20 protein-coding genes are annotated in these 18,842 nt (G+C 72.7%); 5 read left to right on the top strand and 15 right to left on the bottom strand.

Going from position 1 to position 18,842, the window contains the following annotated elements:
* Window positions 1–179 precede the first annotated feature (179 nt).
* The 14 genes from ACFFHU_RS13790 to ACFFHU_RS13725 form a co-directional block, all read right to left on the bottom strand.
* Window positions 180–1,136, bottom strand: a complete 957-nt coding sequence (locus ACFFHU_RS13790) for a cytochrome d ubiquinol oxidase subunit II (protein ID WP_377338823.1) — start codon at window positions 1,134–1,136, stop codon at window positions 180–182.
* A gap of 1 nt (window position 1,137) precedes the next feature.
* The gene (locus tag ACFFHU_RS13785) at window positions 1,138–2,427 is read right to left on the bottom strand and encodes a cytochrome ubiquinol oxidase subunit I (protein WP_377338821.1); all 1,290 of its coding nucleotides are present in this window, start codon (window positions 2,425–2,427) and stop codon (window positions 1,138–1,140) included.
* A 130-nt stretch (window positions 2,428–2,557) separates the two neighbouring features.
* The gene (locus ACFFHU_RS13780; RefSeq protein ID WP_377338820.1) at window positions 2,558–4,417 is read right to left on the bottom strand and encodes an AfsR/SARP family transcriptional regulator; all 1,860 of its coding nucleotides are present in this window, start codon (window positions 4,415–4,417) and stop codon (window positions 2,558–2,560) included.
* A gap of 231 nt (window positions 4,418–4,648) precedes the next feature.
* Window positions 4,649–4,936: an antibiotic biosynthesis monooxygenase family protein gene (locus tag ACFFHU_RS13775; RefSeq protein ID WP_377338818.1), complete on the bottom strand. Its 288-nt coding sequence runs from the start codon at window positions 4,934–4,936 to the stop codon at window positions 4,649–4,651.
* 14 nt (window positions 4,937–4,950) lie between these two features.
* Window positions 4,951–5,250, bottom strand: coding sequence for an antibiotic biosynthesis monooxygenase family protein (locus tag ACFFHU_RS13770; RefSeq protein WP_377338816.1), 300 nt, complete (start codon window positions 5,248–5,250; stop codon window positions 4,951–4,953).
* A 35-nt stretch (window positions 5,251–5,285) separates the two neighbouring features.
* Window positions 5,286–6,017 (bottom strand): SDR family NAD(P)-dependent oxidoreductase, encoded by a 732-nt coding sequence (locus ACFFHU_RS13765; protein WP_377338814.1) that lies wholly within the window; start codon window positions 6,015–6,017, stop codon window positions 5,286–5,288.
* A 187-nt stretch (window positions 6,018–6,204) separates the two neighbouring features.
* A complete protein-coding gene (locus ACFFHU_RS13760; RefSeq protein ID WP_377338812.1) occupies window positions 6,205–6,663 on the bottom strand; it encodes an anthrone oxygenase family protein in 459 nt (152 codons plus the stop codon).
* Window positions 6,660–7,124 carry an SRPBCC family protein gene (locus ACFFHU_RS13755; protein WP_377338810.1) on the bottom strand — a complete coding sequence of 155 codons (465 nt, stop codon included), beginning with the start codon at window positions 7,122–7,124 and terminating at the stop codon, window positions 6,660–6,662. Before ACFFHU_RS13755 ends, ACFFHU_RS13760 begins: the two co-directional genes overlap by 4 nt.
* 1 nt (window position 7,125) lies before the next feature.
* Window positions 7,126–7,392: an acyl carrier protein gene (locus ACFFHU_RS13750; RefSeq protein ID WP_377338808.1), complete on the bottom strand. Its 267-nt coding sequence runs from the start codon at window positions 7,390–7,392 to the stop codon at window positions 7,126–7,128.
* Between the two features lie 65 nt (window positions 7,393–7,457).
* Window positions 7,458–8,714: a beta-ketoacyl-[acyl-carrier-protein] synthase family protein gene (locus ACFFHU_RS13745; protein WP_377338806.1), complete on the bottom strand. Its 1,257-nt coding sequence runs from the start codon at window positions 8,712–8,714 to the stop codon at window positions 7,458–7,460.
* Window positions 8,711–9,139 (bottom strand): cupin domain-containing protein, encoded by a 429-nt coding sequence (locus tag ACFFHU_RS13740; RefSeq protein ID WP_377339757.1) that lies wholly within the window; start codon window positions 9,137–9,139, stop codon window positions 8,711–8,713. The genes ACFFHU_RS13745 and ACFFHU_RS13740 overlap by 4 nt, the downstream gene beginning before the upstream one ends.
* Before the next feature lie 40 nt (window positions 9,140–9,179).
* Complete coding sequence (locus ACFFHU_RS13735) at window positions 9,180–9,512, bottom strand: TcmI family type II polyketide cyclase (RefSeq protein WP_377338805.1); 333 nt, start codon at window positions 9,510–9,512, stop codon at window positions 9,180–9,182.
* A gap of 29 nt (window positions 9,513–9,541) precedes the next feature.
* On the bottom strand, window positions 9,542–11,179 hold the full coding sequence (locus ACFFHU_RS13730) for a peptide MFS transporter (protein ID WP_377338803.1): 1,638 nt from the start codon (window positions 11,177–11,179) through the stop codon (window positions 9,542–9,544).
* Between the two features lie 85 nt (window positions 11,180–11,264).
* A complete protein-coding gene (locus ACFFHU_RS13725; protein WP_377338801.1) occupies window positions 11,265–12,662 on the bottom strand; it encodes an NAD(P)/FAD-dependent oxidoreductase in 1,398 nt (465 codons plus the stop codon).
* Window positions 12,663–12,877: 215 nt separating this feature from the next.
* Here ACFFHU_RS13725 and ACFFHU_RS13720 point away from each other — a divergent pair, with 215 nt between their 5' ends.
* From ACFFHU_RS13720 to ACFFHU_RS13705, 4 genes are read left to right on the top strand one after another with little or no spacing between them, the layout of a single operon-like run.
* Window positions 12,878–14,479, top strand: a complete 1,602-nt coding sequence (locus tag ACFFHU_RS13720) for an FAD-dependent monooxygenase (RefSeq protein ID WP_377338799.1) — start codon at window positions 12,878–12,880, stop codon at window positions 14,477–14,479.
* A gap of 13 nt (window positions 14,480–14,492) precedes the next feature.
* A complete protein-coding gene (locus ACFFHU_RS13715) occupies window positions 14,493–14,948 on the top strand; it encodes an anthrone oxygenase family protein (protein ID WP_377338796.1) in 456 nt (151 codons plus the stop codon).
* A 29-nt stretch (window positions 14,949–14,977) separates the two neighbouring features.
* Entirely contained in the window at window positions 14,978–16,198 is a 1,221-nt protein-coding gene (locus ACFFHU_RS13710; protein ID WP_377338794.1) for a cytochrome P450, read from the top strand.
* A gap of 42 nt (window positions 16,199–16,240) precedes the next feature.
* Window positions 16,241–16,675, top strand: coding sequence for a SchA/CurD-like domain-containing protein (locus tag ACFFHU_RS13705; protein WP_377338791.1), 435 nt, complete (start codon window positions 16,241–16,243; stop codon window positions 16,673–16,675).
* Window positions 16,676–16,817: 142 nt separating this feature from the next.
* Here the strand turns inward: ACFFHU_RS13705 and ACFFHU_RS13700 are convergent, their stop codons facing one another.
* On the bottom strand, window positions 16,818–17,996 hold the full coding sequence (locus ACFFHU_RS13700) for a nucleotide disphospho-sugar-binding domain-containing protein (RefSeq protein ID WP_377338789.1): 1,179 nt from the start codon (window positions 17,994–17,996) through the stop codon (window positions 16,818–16,820).
* 132 nt (window positions 17,997–18,128) lie between these two features.
* On the opposite strand from ACFFHU_RS13700, the gene ACFFHU_RS13695 reads away from it, so the two are divergent.
* The gene (locus ACFFHU_RS13695) at window positions 18,129–18,839 is read left to right on the top strand and encodes an SDR family NAD(P)-dependent oxidoreductase (RefSeq protein ID WP_377338786.1); all 711 of its coding nucleotides are present in this window, start codon (window positions 18,129–18,131) and stop codon (window positions 18,837–18,839) included.
* Window positions 18,840–18,842 lie beyond the last annotated feature (3 nt).

Genomic DNA, 18,842 nt, shown 5'->3' with positions numbered 1-18,842 from the left:
CGGGCGCGGCGTACCGCGGAGAGAGCGCTTCCGCGGACGCCGCGGCGCGGCCGCGAAGGCCGGACGCGGGGCGACGGCGGCCGGGCGGTCGGACCGCCGCGGCCGGGACCCCCAGCAACGGCGCGGCGGGCCGCCCCCGAGGGGCGGCCCGCCGTGCGTGGGCCCGTGTGGCGGGCCGGTCAGAAAAAGGCCGGCGAGCGACCGTCGATCCGGCGACGGAAGGTCCACCAGACCACGAGCTGCACCAGCAGCAGCACCGGGACGACCGGCAGCACCACCACCATCAGGCGGTCCAGTGCCGCCGTGCCGGTGACCCCGGCCAGCAGCCGGTCGGCCACCCCGAATCCGGTGCCGAGCACCGGCGCCGCGGCCGCCACCGCGGTGGCGGCGAAGGCACGCCGATGACCGCCGCGGGCCAGCGACACCCGGGCCACCAGCAGGGCGCCGGCGCCGACGAGAGCGGCGACCACGGCCGGCACGGGATCCGAGACGGCGGCCCGGACGCCGCCCTGGACGGCGGCGGCCGGCACGCAGACCAGCAGCGCGACCGCGGCCGGCAGGGCGGTCCGGCGGGCCACCACGACGGCGGCGCCGGCCCGCTCGGGGGCGAGCCGGGCCGCGGCGAACGTGGCGCCGTGGGTGGCCAGCACCAGGCCGACGGTGACGGCCACGAGCAGCGAGAACGGGTCCAGCAGCGCGACCACGCCGGGACGGCCGGCACCGCCCTGCAACAGGTTGCCCAGCAGGAGTCCCCAGGAGATCACGAACAGCAGGCTGGCCCCGGTGAAGAGAATGTCCCAGAAGCCGCGCCAGCCGGGCCGGGCGAGCCGGCTGCGGAACCAGACCGCGGCGTCCCGCAGCACCCATCCGGCCAGCAGCGCCACCACCAGCGGGTAGTAGGCGCCCAGCAGATCCCGCTCGGCGTGCGGGAAGGCGCCGGCCAGCAGGCCGGCCGCACCGACCAGCCAGATCTCGTTGGCCAGGAAGAACGGGCCGAACGCGGTGAACACCTCGCGCCGGCCGTACGCGTCGCGCGCCAGCCATGGCAGCGTGATGCCGATGCCGAGGTCGAAACCGTCGAGGACGAACCAGCCGGCGAGGAAGAGTCCCAGCAGCAGCAGCCAGAGCACGTCCATGTCAGCTCCTCGCGGTCTCGGGGGTGAGTTCGGTGGCGAAGACGGAGATCGGCTCGCCCTCCGCCTCGGCGAGGCTGGCCCCGAACGCGGAATCCCGGGGGCCGCGCACCGCCACCCGGGCGATCAGGGCCCAGTCCAGGAGCACGAGTACGACGAAGAGGATCGTGAAGACCGTCAGCGACGTTCCCATCGCGGTGGCGCTCATCGGCGAGACGGCGTCCCGCACCGTGAGCACCTCGTAGACCGCCCACGGCTGCCGGCCGGCCTCCCGGAGCATCCAGCCGGCCAGGTTGCTGGCGAACGGAATCGGGAAGACCAGCATCAGTGGGATCAGCAGCGGCCGCCACCGGTCCAGCAGGTTCCGGATCAGCAGCAGCGCGCACACGAGGCCCAGCAGCAGCAGGACGAACCCGACGGTCTGCATGAAGGCGTACGGGACGCTGACCCAGGACGGTGGCTGAAAGTTCCCGGGACCGTGCCGGCTGGCCATCGCCGCCGCGAGGTCTCGGGCCTGTTCGGTCCGGCCGTTCGCCACGGCCATCTTGAGCGGTTGGTTCGGGGTCAGGAAGGCCATCTGCCCGAAGCCGAATCCGACCGCGCCGAGGGCTCCGAACACGCCGACGAGGACTCCCAACCGCAGCGAGCGCCGGAAGAAGTCCCGCTCGGCGGTGCGCCGGAACAGGTGCCAGGCGCTCACGCCCGCCATGAAGAAGCCGCCGGTGAGCAGCGCGGCCGGCACCACGTGCAGGAACGCGAAGATCGTGCCGGGGTTGAACATGAGGTCACGCAGGCTGGTCAGCCGGGCGCCGCCCGCGGTGAGCGTGTAACCGACCGGATGTTGCAGGAAGCCGTTCGCCACCATGATCCAGTACGCCGACAGGTAGGCGGTGAGGGTGACCACCCAGAAGATCCCGGCGTGCAGCAACCGGGGCATCCGGTCCCAGCCGAAGATCCACAGCCCGAGCAGCGTGGACTCCACGAAGAACGCGGTGATCGTCTCGGCGGCCAGCGGCACCCCGAAGACCTCCCCGGTCAACGCGGACAGTCGCGACCAGTTGAGTCCGAACTGGAACTCCAGCACCAGGCCGACGACGATGCCGACCGCGTAGTTGATGACGTAGATGAGGCCCCAGAACTGGGTCATTCGCTTGACCACGGCCTTGCCGCGCAGCGCGTACCGCGTCTCGAGGATCGCCACCAGCGGGGCGAGGCCGAGGGTCAGCGCCACGAACAGGTAATGGAAGCCCGCCGTCAGTGCAAACTGAAGTCGGGCGGTTTCTGTCAGGTCCACGAGACGGGCGCCTTCCGGATCGAGTCACGAGGATTGTGAGAATTGTCGGGGAACAATCTATCCGTTCCCCGCGGATCGGTGGGGAGCCGGTGACGGCGGATGGGGCGCCGCCGCCCGGCACGGGCGTTGCCTACATGGCCAGCCGGCGCTTCGCCAGCCGCCCGGCCGGGGCCGGATCGGCCTCCGCCCGCAACGCCGTCTCCAACCGCTGCCGGGCGAACGCCCGGACCAACCGGTGGAAGCCGTATCGAACGTCCCGTCGGGGCTCGTGCCATTCGACGCGCAGCAGGTGCTGCTCCGCCAGTCGTTCCAGCAGCAGCCGAGCATCTCCCGGCTCGCACCCGAGCAGGCCGGAAACCTCGGCCACCCCGAAGTTGCCCTGCCTGATCAGGCTGAGCAGCCGGAAGGCGCTGCGTTCCCACTCCTGGAGCCGCTGGTAGCTGATCTCGTACCGGGCCGGCACGTCGCAGTTGCTGACCCGCAGCTCCTCGAGCTGGGTCTCCGGATCCCGCAGTCGCGCCGCGAGATCCGCCAGTGGTCGCTCTGGTCGGGCGGCCAACCGGACACCCGCGGCGTACATCGCGAGCGGCAGGCCGCCGCACCGACCGACGATCTCGTGCGCGGCGGCCAGCTCGCGGCGCACCCGGTCGCGGCCGACCATCAGCTCCAACAGCTCGATGCCCTCCTGGGCGGCCAGCAGCGGGACCTGCATCCGGTCGGCCCCCGGCCGCGGATGTCCGCGGGTGGTGACGAGCACGGCACACGAGGCCGAACCGGGCAGCAGCGGGCCGATCAGGGTGGCCGACGGGGCGTCGTCAAGGATCAGCAGAACCCGGCGCCGGGCCACCAGGGTCCGGAAGAGCGCGCTGCGCTCATCGATGGACTCCGGCAACCGGTCGCCGGTGATCCCGAGCGAGCCGAGCAGGGTGGCGAGCGCCTCCGGCACCGGGACCGGGTGCGCCGTGCTGCCGCCGAGGTCCAGGTAGAGCTGCCCGTCGGCGAACCGGGATCGGACGTCGTGCGCCACCCGTACCGCCAGCGCGGTCTTCCCCACCCCGGGCATTCCGGTCAGCGTCACGAGCCGACCCGTGGTGCGCTGCGGAGGCGCCAGCAACGCCTCGGAGAGCCGCTTCACCAGGGCGCGCCGACCGCTGAAGTACGGCGGGCTCGCCGGCAGCTGGGCCGGCGACGTACGGGTCGCGGTGGCGCCGCCACCGCGGACGCCCGGGGCGGGCGGCGCGGAAGCCTCGGAGGTGAGCAGTGTCCGGTGCAGCTCCCGCAGCGAGACCGACGGCTCGGTGCCCAGCTCGGTGTGCAGAACCGCACGCAGGTGCTGGTAGGTCGCCAGCGCCTCGGACCGCCGGTTGGCCCGGTGCAGCGCCAGCATGAGCTGGGCGTGGAATTCCTCGTTCAGCGGGTGTTGCGCGGTGAGGGCCTTGAGCTCACTGATCAGTGTGTGGTGGCGGCCGAGCTCGAGGTCGGCCCGGATACGTAGCCGCAGCGCATCGAGCCGGGACTCCTCCAGGCCGGTCGCCCGGGCGGAGAGCAGTTCCCCGGCGCTGACGTCGGCGAGCGCGGCGCCACGCCACAACGCGAGCGCCTCACCCAGCTTCTGGCTCGCCGTCGCGTGATCGGCCTGCTCGAACGCGGCCTGCCCAGCGGCGGCCAGCCGGATGAAGCGGCGGGCGTCGACGCTCTCCTCCGGGATCACCAGCTGGTAGCCGTACGGGCGGGTGAGCAGCGGGTCCGGCAGCGCGACACCGTGCCCCCGCAGAGCCTTGCGTAGCTTGTAGATGTACGTCTGGACGGTTGGCAGCGCGCTCGGTGGCGGGTCCTCCCCCCACAACTCCGTGATCAGCTCGGACAGCCGGACGACCTCGTTGCATCGCATCACCAGCAGCGCAAGGACCTGGCGGGGCTTGGGCGCGGTAGGCGTGAGGTCCAGCTCGTCCACGGTGACCTGAAGCGGGCCCAGTACCTGGAAACGCATATGAGCACTCCCCGTTTGCTGAGTGGTCACTCAACTAGATTCATCCTGCCCGAGCTATCCACCGGGCAGCAAGAAATATTGACGTTATTTTTTAAGACCTCAGCAAGCGGGTCTGTCCGAATAGGCGGGGCATGTCTGTTTCGCCGGTCGTAAGACGCATCGACGGCGGCGAACGCACCGAAACTCGGTGCGTACGCCACCGCCGGACGGCCGGGACGAAATAGTGACCGCTCAGTAACTGGCCACCACCTCGTAAATCGCAAATGTTCCCGGGTTGGCTCGCTGGTGCGGGCGCAGGGGCGCGGTGGCGCCCCGATGGCCGGCGCCCACCTCCCAGGACCGGAAAGCCGCAAGATCGACCCATTCGCTGACGACCGCATAGTCGGCCGGGTCCATAACCGATCGCAGCAACTGATTGCCCCGCAAGCCGGGCGTTCCCGCCAGATCGCCGCTAATCACGTGGTAAGCACGCTCCACCGCGCTCGGGTCACCCTCCGGCGCGCTCGCGTAGACGATCACTCGGACGGAACCTGTCATCCCCGGGCACCGGCGCCCGTCATGGCGTACCGCACCCGCATGGTGACCATCGAGCCGCCGGAGCGGTAGGGGTGCAGTCGGGTCCGGTGGGCGAGGTGCGCCGCGCTGTGTTCGAATTCCCGGAATCGTTCCTCATCCACCCAGTCGCTCATTACATAGTAGACACCGGGTTCATCCTGGCTCCGCGACAGCCATTGTCCGAGATTTGCCGGATGATCGGTGATTACCTTGCCCACCCGGTGCCATGTCTGCTCGAATTCTTGCTCCATACCGGGGTGGATGTCCATCCGCAACATGACTCGGAAGTGTCCGTTCTTCGACTCCCCGGCCATCAGATTCCACCATCCACGTTGAGCGTCTCGCCGTTGATGAAGCTGGCGCCGTCACCGGCCAGGAAGCGCACCGCGGCCGCGATCTCCTCCGGCCGACCCAGCCGACCCAGCGGGATCATCTTCTGGTAGCGGGCAACCACCTCGGCGGGCACCTCGGCCTCGGTCTCCACCGGTCCCGGCGCGACCACGTTCACCCGGATGCGCCGGCCGCCCAGTTCCTTGGCCATCGACCGGGTGAGCCCGATCAGCCCGGCCTTGGCCGCCGTGTAGTGGCTGCGTAGCGGCACCCCCACCGTGGCCACCTTCGAGCCGATGTGGACGATCGACGCACCGTCCCGCAACACCGGCAGGGCCCGGCTCACCAGCAGGTACGCCGCGGTCAGGTTGACGTCGAGCACCCGGTGCCACTCCTGCTCGGTCAGCTCCGCGAACGGCACGTGGCTGATCACGCCGGCGTTGTGCACCACGACGTCCAGGCCGCCGAACCGGCTCGCCGCCTCCGCCACCAGCCGGTCGATGTCCTCGGACCGCGCCACGTCGGCCTGCAGCACCGCGTGCTCGTCGCCGAGCGCCTTGAGCTCACGCTGCAGGCTCTCGGCCGGCTCGCCGGCGGACCGGGAACAGGTCAGCACGCGGGCGCCGGCGCCGGCCAGGGCCAGCACGACGGCCCGGCCGATGCCGCGGGTGCCCCCGGTCACCAGGGCGTTCTTTCCGGACAACTCCAGGGTCATGTCCTTCTCCCAATCTTTGCCAGGCCACGTGCCGGGCGGGCGCCCGGCACGGCAGGACACGTACCGGGCGGGCGCCCGGCACGGGTGGGCACGGCGCCGGGCGGGCGCCCGGCACGGGTGGGCACGGCGCCGGGCGGCCGGCGCCGGTGCGTCGCGCACCCCGGTCTGGCCCGGGTGCGCGGCCGGCCTACGACAGCGCTGCCGCGGCGGCGTTGAGCAGCAGGGCCAGCAGCGCCAGCCCGGTCCGGAACTGGTTCCACGCCCGCCACCGCGGTCGTGGATCCACCCGCGCCCAGTCGGCGGGCTGGCTGGCCGGGTCGAGCGCCATCACGAACCGGTTCATCGGCACGTTCCGGACCACCGACACGGCCATGACGACCACCAGCAGCCCGCCCGCCAGGCCGAACAGCACGCGGGCCGGGCCCGCGTCGACGGTCAGGGTCAGCACCAGGTCCGCCAGCACGGTCAGCACGTGCACGATCGGCATGAACGGGTCGTAGCGGGGCCAGAGGAACTGGATCGTCTGCACGTACTGGCGGTACGGCAGGACGAAGGTCAGCGGCACGATGCCCAGGACGGTGGAGAGCATGATGCCGGCCGTGAGCCCGTTGGCCAGCAACGCCACCGCGACCAGGACGTCGGTCATGGCCGACCGGCCCGGGCCGCGGCGGCCTCCACCAGGCCCTTGATCCGGTCCATCTGCACCCGGGTGTTGCGGTTCAGGTGCTCGGTCATCCCGGGATCGTCGGTCGGCGCCTGCGGCTTCATGTGAAAGTCCTGCACCCAGCGCATCCGGACGCCGCCCTCGACGGGGGTGTACTCCCAGAAGATGTTCATGTATTCGAACGGCCCGGTCTCGACCCGGTGCGCCCGCACGGTACGGGCTACCGGGTCGGGCGTCCGCTCGGACACCCAGCTCCACACCCGGCCCTCCTCGTCGGGGTGCATGGTCAGCCGGAACACCACCGTGTCCCCCCGCCGATCGAGGATCTCGGCGGCGGCGTACTCGCTGAACAGGCTGGGCCAGCCGGCCACGTCGTTGGTCAGCTCCCAGACCAACTCGAGCGGGGCGTCGATCACCACGGAGTTGTCGGTGTGCCCGGCCATCTCAGCGACCCCCGGGGGCCGGCGCGAGCCGCTGGCCGACGTACTCGGTCACGGCCGCCGGGGTGGTCAGGTGCGCCACGGCGTCGTCCGGCATCGGCACGCCGTACTCCTGCTGCACCCGGGCGGCCAGTTCGAGAACGGCCAGCGAGTCGTACCCGAGATCGCCGAACGGCTGGTGGGCGATGTCGCCGTCCAGCGGGGTCGCCTCGTCCTCGCCGGCCGCCTCCCGCATGATCCGGCGGACGTCCTCGATGGTGAACTCGGTCATTGCTCCTCCGATTTCCGCCCCGGCGGCCTCGCGCCGCCGGGCGCTGCTCAACGTGCTGGTGCCGGTCAGCTCGGCGCGGTCAGCACCATCGCGGACTGGAACCCGCCGAAGCCGCTGCCGACGCTCAGGACGCCACGCACCCGCTGCTCCCGCGCGGTCAGCGGGACGTAGTCCAGGTCGCACTCCGGGTCCCGGGTGTGCAGGTTCGCCGTGGGCGGCACCACCTGGTGCTCGATGGCCAGCGCACAGGCCGCCACCTCGATCGACCCGATGGCGCCCAGCGAATGACCGACCATCGACTTGATCGAGCTGACCGTCACGTCGTACGCCCGCGGCCCGAGGCTGCGCTTGAACGCCGCCGTCTCGTGCCGGTCGTTCTGCCGGGTGCCCGAACCGTGCGCGTTGACGTAGTCCACGGCATCCGGGCCGAGCCGGGCCTGACGCAGCGCCACCCCGATCGCCTCGGCCATCTCCCGGCCGTCCGGCTTCAGCCCGGTCATGTGGTACGCGTTGCTGCGGTTGCCGTACCCGGCGATCTCGGCGTACACGTGCGCGCCCCGCCGCAGGGCGGCCGTGCGCTCCTCCAGCACCAGCACCGCCGACCCCTCGCCTAGCACGAACCCGGCGCGGTCCAGGTCGAACGGGCGCGACGCGCCACCCGGATCGTCGTTGCGCGGCGTGGTCGCCTTGATCGCGTCGAAGCAGGCCGACGTGATGGGCGAGATGGGCGCGTCGGTGGCCCCGGCGATCACCACGTCGGCCGCGCCGTCCCAGATCAGCTGGCTGCCGTGGCCCAGCGCGTCCAGCCCCGCCGTGCAGCCGGTGGAGACCAGCGACACCGGCCCCTCGGCGCCGGCCACGTGCGCGACCTCGACCGCCATCGTGCTGGGCACCATGTAGCCGTAGAGCTGCGGCACGCCGTACCGCCAGTCCACATTCCACATCCGGCCGCCGTCGCTGAGCACGACGTACTCCTGCTCCAGCCCCATCGTGCAGCCGACCGCGTTGCCGATGCTCACGCCGGTCCGCTCGGGCGCCAGCGCGGCCGGGTCCAGGCCGCTGTCGGCGATCGCCTCGCGCGCGGCCACCACCGCGAACTGCGCGGCCCGGTCCATCCGGCGGATCTCCTGCGGCGACAACCCCTCGGCGGCCGGGTCGAAGTCCACCTCCGCGCCCACCCGGGAGCGAAACCCGCTCGCGTCGAACAGGCTGATCGTCCGGGTCGCGGTCCGGCCGGCGGTGAGCAGTTCCCAGAACGCCTTCGTTCCGACGCCACCCGGGGCGACCACGCCGAGACCGGTGACCACCACCCGTCGGGTCATGGCGCACCGCCCACTCGCGGACCAGCCGCGCTCGGGTCGGCCGGCGGCTCGGTGTCGACGTGTCCGAGGTCGGGTCGCGGCGCCAGCGGGCTCAGGTGGAACACGCACCGGGACACGCCGTCGTGGACGTTCTCCAGCCGGTGCCGGACGTTGATCGGCACCATGACCGCGGTGCCGGGATGCAGGGTCAGCACCTGGCTGCCGTCCAGGCGCAACCGCACCGCGCCCTCGACCACGTACAGGAACTCCTCGGAATGCGGATGGTAGTGCTCCCGCACCACCTCGCCCGCGGCCAGCTCGACCGTGCCGAAGAAGCCCGAGGTGGCGCCCACCGTACGGGGGCTGAGCAGTACGCGGATGTCGCCACCGCGCCGCCGGTTCGACTCGACGGCGGACCCCTGGACGGTCCGGACCGGTTCGGTCAGCGGGGTGGGACCCGCCGCCGGGCCATCGGTGAGAGTCTGCTCAGCCACGGTTGGCACCCGCCTCCCAGACGTAGAACGGCTCGGCCATGGCGTCCCGTGGCTCCTTCCAGTTGGGGTCGTACGGCCGGATGTGCTCGGCCAGCTGCCGGTTGATCCGGTCGTACAGGGGATGGCTGCGCGCCTTGTACAGGCTCGGCGAGATGTCCTGGTCGGCCTCGACGAGGTGGAAGTACAGGTCGTGGAAGCGGAACAGGGTGCGCCGGGACACCCCGATCAGGTGGGGTAGATCGCTGGCGTCCGACTCCTTGAAGATGGCGGCGACGGCGTCGCTTTCGGCCGGATCCATCCGGGCGACGATCAGGGTCCGGTGCACGCGGGCCTCCTCGGGGCTCTGCTGTGGCGTCACGGTGACTGCGGGTCATGGTCGGCGGCTCCGCTCGCGGCACGGCGGAGTCGGGCTGGAGTTCGGCGCGGGCCGGCGGTCACCGCAGCGACCTCGACGACCGCCGGCGGAACTGGGCTGTCGGCCGCCCCGGACGGGACCGGGACCGGGCCCTCGGCCGTCCCGTCCGTGCGGGCCGGCGCGGCCCGCAGGCTGGCCAGGATGGACCGGCGGCGGGCCAGGAACAGCAGGCCGACCAGGGTGGTCACGGCGCCCAGTCCGAGGTAGTAGACCTGGTCCGGCAGCACGTCCACCAGGCGGACCAGGCCGCTGCCGAGACCGCCGCCCAGCGCGGCGAACAACCAGTACACGCCGAGGGCCTGGCCCAGGAAGGTCGGCGCCACCACGTCGGCGGTGGAGCTGATCCCGACCGCCGCGACGACCAGCTCGCCGCCCGCGTGCATGGCGTAGACCGCCAGCAGCCACAGCACCGAGACCCGCCCGCCGCCGGCGGCCAGGGTGGCTGCGACGGCCATCAGCAGGAAGCTCCCCCCGGCCAGCAGCAGGCCCGCGGCGAACTTCACCGGGGTGCTCAGCCGGGCGCCGAGCCGCGGAAACTGCCAGGCCAGCACCGGCGCCAGCAGCAGCATGCCGAGCGGCGTGGCCGCCTGCAGCCAGCTTGCCGGCACCAGGAAGCCCAGCACGTGCCGGTCGGTCGAGTCGCGGGCAAAGATGTTCAGCACCGAACCCGCCTGGCTGACCAGCATCCAGAACAGCCCGGATCCGAGGAACAACCACAGCATGCCGCGCAGCCGGCGGCGGTGCTCGGGCGTGAGCGCGGGGTTGCGAACCAGCCCCAGGTAGCAGACCACCGGTAGGACCAGCGTGAGCAGGCCCAGTAGGATGATCAACCGGCCGGCGGTGAGCACCCCCGCCACCGCGCCCGCGGCCAGGGCGACCGCCGCGACGGCGGCCACCGTTCCGGTACGCCGCACCACCCGGCGCCGCTCGTGGGCGGACAACGGCCGCCCGGCCCGGCGGCCCACCGGGCCGAGCGAGGGGCGCCCGAGCAGGAACGCCACGACCCCGAGCAGCATCGCCACGGCGCTGGCCGCGAACCCCAGCCGCCAGTCGACCCGCTCGCCGAGGTAACCGGTGACCAGCGGCGACAGCAGGGCGCTCAGTTGGATGCCGACATAGAAGATGGAGATGGTCGACTCCCGGCGGGCGGTGTCGTCGCCGCACAACATGTTCACCAGCGCCTGCTGGTTCGGCTTGAACAGGCCGCCGCCGACGACGGTCAACGCGAGCCCGACGGCCGCCCAGGCGGGACCGGCCGCCAGCACCAGGTAGCCGGCCGCGATCACGGACGCCCCCACGGCCACCGCCCGCTGCGGGCCGAGCAGCCGGTCACCCAGCCAGCCGCCGGGCAGCGCGCACAGGAACGTCAACCCGATGTACGCGCCGAAGAGCGCGGCCGCCTCACCGGCCGGCAGCCCGAGCCCGCCGCCGGTGGTGGGCGCCACCGCGTACAGCACGAGGATGGCCTGCATGCCATAGAAGCCGAACCGTTCCCACATGTCGGTCAGGAAGAGGGTGGCGAACCACCCGCGGAGCTGGAACCGGCCGGTCGGGCCGGTCGCGGTCGCGGTCGTCATCGTTCCTCCGGTACGGCGGGTGCGGATGGGACGTGCCCGGACGGCGCCGGCGGATGCCCGCGCCGATCGTCCGGGGTCCGGGCGCTCAGGACCGCAGCGCCGGCTCGCCGGCCCGGGCCAGCCCGAGCCGCGGCTCGGTCACCAGGTAGAGGCCGCCGACGGCGTTCGCCGGGTTGATCGGCGCCTGCTTGAGCTCGTGCTCGCGGTTGAGGTTCGCCAGCGGGTTCGGGTTACCGCTCGTCTGTCCCATGAGGTATCCGCTGACCCGGTCGTACGCGGCCTCCGCATCGTGCAGGTCCTCGATGCCGGTGATGATCCGGTCGAACGCCGACTGCAGGTGCAGATCGTCGCGGGACTCCTTGCTCATCCGCTGCGCGTTGTAGAAGTGGTAGTCCTTGCCGCGGTAGCTGTCGTAGAAGACCGACACGAGGACCAGCAGGCGCTCGTACGAGTGCCGGTAGACGGTGCGGAAGAAGTCCAGCGCCTCGTCCTCACCCGCCTCCCCGCGCAGCACGCTGCCCAGGGACGCCGCCGCCAGCATCGCGCTGTACGTGGCCAGGTGCACCCCGGTGGATAGCAGCGGATCCAGGAAGAACGCCGCGTCGCCGCTGATCAGCCAGCCTGGTCCGGCGAGTTGCTCGGTCCCGTACGAGTAGTCCTGCTCGACCCGCAGGTCGGTGGTCCGGGTCGCGCCGCGCAGCAGCTCCAGCACGGCCGGGCTCTGTGCCATGGCCTGCTCGTAGACCGCCTCCAGGCTGCCCAGTTCGGCGCGCTGCCGGTTGAACAGCTCCCGGTTGGTCACCAGGCCGACGCTGTGCGTCCCATCGTGCAGCGGGATCACCCAGAACCAGCCGCTCGGGATCGAGCAGACCGCGATGGCGCCGGCCGGGCCGCGGTCCAGCGGCCGGACGTCCTTCCAGTAACCCCAGGTGGCCACGTTCTTGAACATCTCGTGCAGCTTGCGGCTCTTGAACTGCTGGTTGGCCAGCACACCGGCCCGGCCCGAGCAGTCGATCACCCAGTCGAAGGCCATCCGCCCGGTCACGCCGTCCTCGTCCTGCCAGCGGGCGGCGACCGCACGCTCCCCGTCGAACTCGACGGCGCGCACCCCGACCCCTTCATGCGTCTCCACGCCCAGCTCACGGGCGTGCTCGAGCAGCAACTGGTCGAACTCGGACCGGACCACCTGCCACGCGTTCGGGGCGCCGCCCATGCGGTTGAAGACCACCTCCCACTCGTCCGGACCCCAGAAGAAGTAGGCGCCACCCTTGGGCTGGAAACCGTGCGCCTCCAGCTTGTCGAGCACCCCGAGCTGCGCGAAGATCGGCCGGCAGGAGGGCAGGATCGACTCGCCAATGTGATAGCGGGGGAAGTGGTCGCGTTCCAACAGCGTGACCTGGAAGCCCTGCCGGGCCAGCAGCCCGGCCGCGGTCGAACCCGCCGGGCCACCACCGATGACCAGGATCTGCGTGGCATCGCGCATGGAAATCTCCGTCCTGCTGGATTCGGGATATGCGGCGGCCACGGCCTGCCGCGCCGCAGGGAAATCTGGCAGCGGCCCTTGGAGGACGGCTCTAGCGCCGGTAGTACGTCCGGCCCGGTCGCTGGTCGACCCAGACGAGCGCCCCGCCAGCGGGCCTCGAGCGCGCCGCTCCACGCTCTGCACCCCGGAGAGTCATCGGTGGCAGGAAGGCAGACATGACCCAGATACCCGTACTGATCGTCGGAGCCGGGCCGGTCGGCCTGTCGACCGCGGTGTTCCTCGCCCGGCTCGGCATCGAACCGACGCTGGTGGAGAAGCGGGACGGCACCTCGGTGCTGCCCCGGGCGCCGGGGCTGCAGGCGCGCACCATGGAACTGTTCCGGTCCGCCGGCGTCGGCCCCGATGTGCGGGCGTTGGAGATGGGCAACTCGCACGAATACTTCGAGGGCGGCATCCTCCGGGTCAACACGTTCGCCGAGATCGACGACGCGGTGGTGCTGGAGTCGCCGTCCCTCGACGGCGAGCGGATCAGCCCGGAGCGGGTGATGGGCTGCGGCCAGGACCGGTACGAGAAGGTGCTGATGGCCAAGGCCAGCGAGGCCGGCGCGGACCTGCGGTTCGGGACCCGGCTGCTCGACCTGGCGCAGGACGCCGACGGGGTGACCGCCCGGGTCCAGGACAGCCGTACCGGCGAGGTAAGCGAGCTGCGCGCGAAGTACCTGGTCGGCGCGGACGGGGCCCGCAGCCGGGTCCGGGAGCTGCTCAAGGTCGAGCGCACCGGGCGGGGCAACGTGTTCAACGCGATGAGCATCTATTTCCGCGCCCCCGGCCTGGACGAACTGCTGCGGGGCCGGAAATTCATCCTCTGCTACGCGATGGCCGGTGGCGTGATGGTGGGGCTCTCCCGCCTGCACGGCCGGGATCCGTGGCTGGCAGCGCCGCTCTACCACCCGGAGGACGGCGAAACCCCGGCCGACTTCTCGGACGAGCGGTGCGTGGAGGTGGTGCGCACCGCCGCGGGCCGGCCGGACCTGGCGGTGGAGGTCGTCGCGAAGGTGCCATGGGAGGGCGCTCAGCTGGTGGCCGAGCGGTTCCGGGTGGGGCGGGTGTTCCTGGCCGGTGACGCGGCCCACGTGCACCCACCGGCCGGGGGCTTCGGCGCGAACACCGGCATCCACGATGCGCACAACCTGTCCTGGAAGCTCGCGGCGGCGCTGCGGGGCCAGGGCGGCGAGGCGCTGCTGGACAGCTATGACGCCGAACGCCGGCCGCTGGGCGCCGCCATGGCCGAGCAGGCCATGGTGCGCAACCGGATCCGGCACGGCACCACGCAGCCCGGCGATCACGACCGGATGGTCGACGACATCATCATCACGCTCGGCTACCGGTACCGGTCGACGGCGCTGACCGGCGCGGACTCCCCGGACGTGCTGATTCCCCGGCTGGAGCTGCTCGGCGAGCCGGGCACCCGGGCGCCGCACGTCTGGTTGACCCGCGGCGACGAGCGGCTGTCCACCATCGACCTGTTCTTCGACTCCTGGGTGCTGCTGACCGGCACCGGCGGCACCTGGGCCAAGGCGGCCGAGGTGGTCCGCGAGACGCTGCCCGTACCGCTGCGGGTGTTCCGGATCGGACCCGGTGGCGACCTCGGCGACCCGGAGGGGCAGTGGGCCGCGGCGTACGGAGTCGGCCCGAACGGCGCCGTGCTGGTCCGCCCGGACGCCTTCGTGGCCTGGCGCAGCGCCGACGAACAGGCCGAGCCCGACGCGGTGCTGGCCGAGGCGCTGTCCCGGATGGCCGACGTCGGGTCCCGGTGAGGCGAGGGCGGCCGTGATCGACCGGATTCTCGCGCTGCTCGCGCTGCTCGGCAGCGGCCTGGTGACCGGGGTGTTCTTCGCGGTGGCGGTGAGCACCGTGCCGGCGCTGATGGCGATGCCACCTGGCCGCTACATCTACGCGCACAAGTTGCTCGGCCGCAACTGGGACCCGGCCATGCCGATCATCGTGCTGACCGCCACCTTCGCGGCCGCCGGCTGGGCGATCGGCGCGGCCTCGCCGGCGGTCCGGGTGTCCGCGGCCGTGGTCACGGTGCTGATGCTGGGCGTGTCCGGGGTCTCGCACCTGTGCAACGTGCCGATCAACAAGCGGATGCGGGCGGTCGACCCGGACGCCGTGCCGGCCGACTGGGCGGACCCCCGCCCGATCTGGCGGCGCTGGCACCTGCTGCGTACGGCGCTGGCGGTCGGCGCGTTCCTGCTCACCAGCGTCGCCGCGACCTGGACCTGACGGGTGCCGCGGCAGGAAGGAGCACCAACATGACCGACACCACCGAGGCCGCACCGGGCCGTCCGGGGGCGGATCTCGACCCGTTCGACCCGGCGCACCGCGCCGACCCGTACCCGGTGTACCGGCGGCTGCGCGAGCGGGCACCGGTGTTCCGGACGCCCCGCGGCCACTGGCTGATCAGCGGATATCACGACTGCTCGTCGGTGTTCCGGGATCCGCGGTTCGGCCACGGCACCACCACGCTGCGGAACAACACCTTCCGCCGTCCGGTCGGTGGCCGCAGCCTGCCGTTCATCCTGCTCGATCCGCCCGAGCACACCCGGCTGCGCTCGTTGGTGAGCCGGGCCTTCACGCCGCGGACCGTGGCGGCGATGGGCGAGCGGATCCAGGAGATCGTCGACGGCATGATCGATGTGGCGCTGGAGCGGGGCCGGGCGGACATCATCGCCGATCTGGGCTATCCGCTGCCGGCCACCGTGATCAGCGAGCTGCTCGGGGTGCCGGCCGGTGACCGGGAGGCGATCAAGGAGCTGTCCCGGTTGGTCGCCCGCGGTGTCGACCCGGACTTCCGGCACACGCCCGAGGAGCTGCGCCGCCGAGCGGAGGCCTTCACGACGTTCGACGGCTATTTCCGTGAGTTGCTGGCGCATCGCCGCCGGGAACCCGCGGACGACCTGCTCAGCGAGCTGGTGGCGGTGCGCGACGGGGACGGCCGGCTGACCGAGGAAGAGCTGCTGACCACCTGCATCCTGCTCTATGTCGCCGGCCACGAGACCACCATGGATCTCATCGGCAACGGCACGCTGGCCCTGCTCCGCCACCCGGACCAGCTTGCGCGGCTCCGCGCGGACCCCGGCCTGATCGCGTCCGCGGTGGAGGAGCTGCTCAGATTCGACCCGCCGACGCAGCTCAGCCGGCGGACCGCGTTGGCCGACGCCGAGGTCGGTGGCCAGGCCATCCGGGCGGGTGAGCAGGTCGTCCTGCTGCGCGGAGCGGCGAACCGCGACCCGGCGGTGTTTCCCGACCCGGACCGGCTCGATCTGGGCCGGCGGAACAACCGCCACCTGTCCTTCGACGGTGGCATCCACTTCTGCCTGGGGGCGGCCCTGGCCCGGTTGGAGGGGCAGATCGCGCTCGGCACGCTGGTGCGCCGCGTGCCGCACCTGCGCCTGGCCGGTGCCGAGCTGACCTACCGGGACAACCTCGTCATCCGAGGGCTGGCCGCGCTACCGGTGCTCACCGGCCGCTGACCGCCGGCGCCACTTCCCACCCCGTACCCGAAGGAGCCCGTCATGCCCATCGCCGCCATCACCTACGACATCCGGCCGGACTGCGAGGATGAGATCGCGGCCATCTTCTCCGGCTTCCGGCGGGTCGGCAACCCCGGGGTCACCGACGCGCAGGGCCGTACGGTGGGCCGGATCCTGGGCACCGCGCTGTTCATCCGGGGCGCCACGATGGTCCGGTTCATCGAGTACGAGGGCCGGCTCGAGGACGTGGCCCGGTTCATGGCCGGGCAGCCGGGGGTCCAGGAGGTGGAGCGCCGGCTCAAGCCCTATCTCTCCGCGCCCCGGCACACCGAGACGGTCGAGGGTTTCGTGGCGACGCTCACCGGCAGCGCCATGCGCTGCCTGTCGCAGCTGTCCGTCCGGGACGGCGGCGCGCCGGCGGCCGCGCCGGCCGGGTCGGCCGACGGAACAGCCCGGCCGGCCGCCGCCGCCCACTGATCCGGTCCCGCGCCGGACACCGGCCCCGACCCCGCCTGGGGGTCGGGGCCGGTTCGCCAGCCGGCCCGACCTGGAGCGGCCGCGGGGCCGGATCGCAGCTCGGGCCCCGCTCGCCCCTGCCCGGAGGGCACCGCCGGCCCGCTCAGCCGACGGCGCTCACGAGGCGCCCGGCCCCGCCCAGCAACGGCTCGACCAGCGCGGCCGGGGTCGGCGCGGCGGCCATCACCGCGGCCAGCTCCGCCGCCCGGACGCGGTAGCGATCCTCGGAGACCAGCTCCCGGACCGCCGCGACCACCTGGTCCGGCCCGAACTCGGCGTCCCGGGCGATCTGCCGCGCCGCGCCGAGGTCCGCCAGCCGCCCGGCGTGTGCGGCGTGGTCGGGCAGCTGCGGCACCAGCAGCTGCGGCACCCCACGGGACAGCGCGGTCAGCATCGACCCCGCCCCGCCGTGGCCGACGAACGCCGCGCAGCCGTCCAGCACGAGTCCCAGCGGCGCGTCCGGGACCACCCGTACCCCGGTCGGCAGCGGGCCGAGCAGCCCAACCTGGGGACGGCTGGCCGCCACCAGCACGTCGAAGCCCGCCCCGGCCAGCGCCGCGGCGATCGGCCCTGCCAGCAGGTAGCCGGGGTCCAGTCTGGCCATCGTGTGGCCCCAGCTGACCACCACCCGGGGCCGCCCGGCCGGCCGCGCGGGCAGCACCGGCGCCGCTCCGGGCCCGTTGAAGCCGAGGTAGCGCAGCTCGATCCGGTCCACCAGCGCGGGTACCTGCAAGGCCGCCGGGCACGGGTCGAGCGTCGGGGCGGCGGCCGGGTCGACCGGCGCCAGGCCGTGCCGGTCGGCGATCGGGGCCAGCAGCTCCACGACCACCTCGCGGGCCCGGACGAGCAGATCCAGGCCGTACGCGTGGCGCAGGCTCGGCACCCCGCCCGCCGCGGCCGCGACCGCGCCGGCCCACGCCGTCGGGTCGTACACCAGCAGCTCCGGCCGGTAGGACCGGACGGTTTCGATCAGGTCGGGCGCCATCGCCGCCGCGATGTCGGCGAACACCCGCAGCGCACGCGGCACGGGCCGAGTGGCGCCGGGCGCCAGCGGCGCCGGAGCGGGCCGCGGTCCCCGCCCGGCGAAGCGCCGGAACTCGGCCACCGCGTCGACGTCCCGACCGACCGGTACGGGGGTCAGCCCGGTGGCGACCGCGGTGTCGACGAGCGCGGGCGGCACCGCCACCCGTACGTCGTGCCCCGCGGCCCGCATCGCCCACGCCAGCGGCACCATGGCGTACAGGTGCGACGGCCAGGCCCAAGTGGTGAACAGCACGCGCATGGCTCAGCCCTCCGACGACGGGTTTCGGCACCGTCAACCCTGCCGCCCGACGCTCGTGGACCCGTCGAGGACCGCTCGGTGGCACCGACCGCACACGACCGGTCGTCCAGACCGACCGGGCATGCTGCCGGCATGACCGAGATCGCACCAGCCGCCACCGCCGGAACGCCCCGGAACGCCCTGGTCACCGGCGGAAACCGGGGAATCGGAGCGGCCGTCTGTGCCCTGCTGCACCGCCTCGGCTACCGGGTCATGCTCGCGGCCCGGGACGGCGTCGCCGCCCAACAGGCGGCCGCGGCCATCGCGCCCGACGTCGTACCGGTGACCCTCGACGTCACCGACGCGGGGAGCGTGTGCCGGGCCCGGGAGGTCTGCGGGCCGGTGGACGTCCTGGTCAACAACGCCGGTGTGCTGCTCGACGACGGCGCCCCGCCGTCCGGCGTGGATCTCTCGCTGGTACGGCGGACCCTCGCCGTCAACGCCCTCGGCAGCTGGCAGGTGTGCCAGGTTTTCGTACCGGACATGGTGAGCCGGGGCTGGGGTCGGGTGGTGATGGTGTCCAGCGGCACCGGGGCGTTCAGCAACGGGCTGTTCGCGGGCGCCCCCGCGTACTCGGTGTCCAAGGCCATGCTGAACGCGGTCACCGTCCTGCTGGCCGCCGAACTGGCCGGCACCGGCGTGCTGGTGAACGCGGTCAACCCGGGCATGGTCCGCACCCGGATGATGCCGCAGGCGTCCCGGTCGACCACCGATGCCGCCGGCGACGTCGTGGCGGCCGTCGAGCTGCCCGACGACGGCCCACACGGCGTCTTCCTCCGGCACGGCCGGCCCAGTGGCTGGTAGGTC

Origin of the sequence: Plantactinospora siamensis, from assembly GCF_042434095.1 — a bacterium.
GTDB lineage: Bacteria > Actinomycetota > Actinomycetes > Mycobacteriales > Micromonosporaceae > KBS50.
Note: the sequence above shows the minus strand (reverse complement) of the source record. Positions and strands in the feature narration are given on the sequence as shown.